This is a genomic window from Bacillus sp. GMs2/2 (genome assembly GCF_050172095.1).
In the GTDB taxonomy this organism is placed as follows: Bacteria; Bacillota; Bacilli; order Bacillales; family Bacillaceae_G; genus Bacillus_A; species Bacillus_A cereus.
On sequence record NZ_JBNLYE010000387.1, the window covers coordinates 1 to 3,526 of the forward strand.

Below are 3,526 nucleotides of genomic sequence, written 5' to 3' on the forward strand. Positions count from 1 at the left end.
ACTAAGCATGGCAAAAACAAAACCTTGGGCGTTGCCCAAACCCACTGGGGAACTTTTCCCCAGACCCCCTCAATCGAACTCCCCAACCCCTCAATCCTTGAGGGGCTGCCCCTTCGGCAGGCACCAAACAAACGTGTTTGTTTGAGTGACAAGAGGCTTTGGGTATCGTTCAGTTGGTCAAGTCAAATACTCCCTTCGCTTCGCTAGGTCCGTTTTGATTGACCAACACAAGTAAAAAGTTTTTTTTCAAACAAATAAAATCCCCCTAAAAATTTAGGAGGATTTTAAATTTACTAAAAATCAAAAACTACTTATACAAAATAAAACTATAAAAAAAAGAGTTAAACCACTTCCTAAATAACTTACAGTTTTATTTTTTACTAAAATACCAATTACTATAATCAAAATATTAAACGCAATAAAAGCTAAAAACATGTATTTAAAAAGAGTAGGATCATTTATTACAGAATTTAATAGTTCTAGTGGTGACATAATAAGTTCATCTCCTTGTTGTTGTATATAATTTTTAGAGGAATGTTCTGTTTATTAAGAACATTCCTCTAAAAATTTATAATCCGTATGTTTGATATGAAAATCCAATCCATACTCTTTTCGTTGAATCTTTATAAATGTATGTTTCATGTTTCCTAGCTACTTTTCCATTAGGTTTTTTGTATTCATACCATTTACTCACAATCCAATATCCATCATCCTGATATTCTTGTTTACTATATAACTTCCAAGGAATTCCATCTTCTGGTGGTTTTGCTGGTCCTTGTTGAGGACCGTCTACTTTCATAGTATCAATAGTAGCTGCACTTGCACTAACACCAGGTAAACCTAAACCTAATGCAAGAGAACTTGCTAAAACAATTCCTGCAATTTTTTTCTTATTCATTTTAACACCCCTTCATATCCCTTTTCCGGAAAATTGTACCTTTATATGTACAACTCTATTCTAAATTATATGTATTTAAAAATAAATAAATTTCTGAAAATTAGAATATTTAAACTCTTAATATTACTTTTTAATAATCCCTCCTTGTTTTTGGGTGAGAGTGCTGGCTGGGGGTTTGGGGGTTAGCCCCCAAGAATTTAACGTAACTTTATATAGCATGATTGAAATTCTTGAACGATGAATAACGGCGGTTCGGCAGGTATAATTGCTTATTCAAGTCGTACTACCTAAATTCTCGTTTTTGGTATGTTCGGCTTGGCAACATGCTCACACCTGCCGAATTTCACAATGCAATAGCAAAAGAGTGGAGATTTTTTGAATGTTTTTCTCAAAAAATACTACTCGACTATTGCATTGTGAAAAGCCCTTTAAGGAGATATAGAAGGAGAAGCACTAAAAACGTTGATATATAAGAGTTTAATAGATTCATATGTGTCATCAGCTGTGACACGTATATGTGTCATCAGCTGTGACACATATTTGAAACGAGATGTGTCATTTTACGATTGATATTGATTCTTATATGACCTATAATGTGTCATATATTATACATAAATGTATCATCAGCTATGAAACATTCCAAAAAAAGGGAGAAAAAATATATGTCAACAGAGATGCTGAAATTGAATGAGAAAAAAGTTACAGTTGAATTAAATCCAGAACAACTTCATCAACTTCAAAGACTTATTGAACTTGAAGAAAATCATTTAGCTAGAGAAAAAGAACACAATGAAAAAAAGAAAAACCATAATTTTATTCAACTTTATCGTGATAACATGCCAGAATTACGTTGGTTAATGTCTAATCACAATTTTGCAAGTTCCTTACTCTTTTTCATTTTGGAACACATGGATAACAGAAATGCTCTAGCTTGTTCTTATTCGGTTTTCGAAGATTACTTTGGTAAATCAAGATCAACTGTTTATAGAGCAATAAAATTGCTAGAAGAAAACGGGTTTTTAAATGTCTTAAAAATGGGAACATCAAACGTTTATGTAATCAATGAAAACTTGGCTTGGTCTGATTCAAATGACAAAAAGAAATTTGCTAAATACGACGGGAAAATTCTTGTAAGCAGAAAAGAAAATAAAGACTATGAATACCAAAGTCAATTTGATAGATTTAAAGCTTTAAGAGAACGAGAAAACCTAAAATAAAGCAAGTAATGAAGTTTACTTGCTTTATTTTTTAGCGCTCCATATCATACTCTTTCTGCCTACTAGCCATTTCTTTTTTATGTTCACGTTCAAAGTGATCCTCTACCTCTCTTCCAGCAAGTTCATTTTTAACAAGACCTCTAAACGTTTTAAATTGCTCTTTAAAGACTTTTTTTGTTTGCTGGTACAAAACCCTTATATTTGTCTTTAAATCGGTTATATGAGCTTGTAAAAAGCCTATTTTTGCATGTAATTCTTTGTTTTTCTCTCTTAACTCCGCATTAATTCGATGAGAAGCTTGCAAATTGTTATATAAATTCTCTACGTGCAGGTGTAATTTTTTATTTTCTTGCACTAAATCCGTAGTTTGTAAACGCTCATAATCTTTTTTAACTGTATATGCTGCGTTTACTATTTTTTGTACTCTTTTCAATTCACCTGCTTCAATAATCCAATTCCCAGTGTCTTTTGTTATCGTTTCTGTTTTGAATAATCCTTTTTTCACAACCTCTGTTTTTTTCTCTTTTCCTTTTGCTTTAATTTTAATTTCTTGTGGTAATTGTTCACTTAAATCTAGAAGTTTTTTCTTTTTACTCTCAAATTCATTATCCAGAGATCGAATTTTTCCCTCTAACTCTTTTTCTTTTACCTTTACTTCCTCATCCATTGTTTCTTTTTGTTGCTGTATTTCTTCAGAATACTTTTTCAAATCTTTAACCGTATCAACACCAATCGTTTTATCATTTAAAATACCTTCTTTGTAGATGTGTGGTATTTCCTTTTTCAAAAACTTATCTAAATCCTGATGAAATGTTTTTAAATCTTTTCTTGTTAAAACTTCTTTAGCTGAAACCTTTTCCCTTTGCTTTTTCTCGTCCCAAACAACAGGCATAAAAGCAAAATGCATATGTGATCTTGTTTCGTCATTATGTATATTGGCTGACAATACATTCTTCTCACCGCCATAACGGTTCGCTAAAAATCCATAGGTTTTCTCAAAAAATTCACGTTGTTCCTTGTTAGAAACATCCTTCAAACTTTCCGGTAATGTAACAACCCAATCTGCACAAACTTTTACATCTTTTCGATTCAAACAATACACTTCACTTAACCGATCATTCATGCGAGAAAGTGTATCTCCTTCTTTTTCGCATAAATCATAATTCAAATGTGACCTTTCATTATCAATAACTTGATTCGAATGATTTTCCGTTTTTCTGTCCCAGTGAATCGATAATCCTTGTACGTTTCCTTTTGTGTATTTTTCTACATGAGCCACAGGTAATTCCCCCTTTCTTTGTAACCAGTGTAACATGAGGATTGAGGAGAACCTAAAACATTTGGTCTAGCACGTTATACCAAATTACATTTGGACGTGCTCTGCGAGGCTCTTTGGCTTTGCCAAGCCATG

4 protein-coding genes are annotated in these 3,526 nt (G+C 32.6%); 1 reads left to right on the top strand and 3 read right to left on the bottom strand.

The features are described 5' to 3' along the window. Window positions 1-300 precede the first annotated feature (300 nt). Window positions 301-492, bottom strand: coding sequence for a hypothetical protein (locus ACQGS6_RS24745; protein ID WP_062822651.1), 192 nt, complete (start codon window positions 490-492; stop codon window positions 301-303). A gap of 76 nt (window positions 493-568) precedes the next feature. Further along, window positions 569-898 carry a hypothetical protein gene (locus ACQGS6_RS24750; RefSeq protein WP_062822650.1) on the bottom strand — a complete coding sequence of 110 codons (330 nt, stop codon included), beginning with the start codon at window positions 896-898 and terminating at the stop codon, window positions 569-571. Between the two features lie 662 nt (window positions 899-1,560). Here ACQGS6_RS24750 and ACQGS6_RS24755 point away from each other — a divergent pair. Further along, on the top strand, window positions 1,561-2,115 hold the full coding sequence (locus ACQGS6_RS24755; protein ID WP_080454444.1) for a replication/maintenance protein RepL: 555 nt from the start codon (window positions 1,561-1,563) through the stop codon (window positions 2,113-2,115). A gap of 31 nt (window positions 2,116-2,146) precedes the next feature. Here ACQGS6_RS24755 and mobV read toward each other — a convergent pair whose 3' ends face one another. After that, window positions 2,147-3,394 (bottom strand): MobV family relaxase, encoded by a 1,248-nt coding sequence (mobV, locus tag ACQGS6_RS24760; protein WP_426965761.1) that lies wholly within the window; start codon window positions 3,392-3,394, stop codon window positions 2,147-2,149. Window positions 3,395-3,526 lie beyond the last annotated feature (132 nt).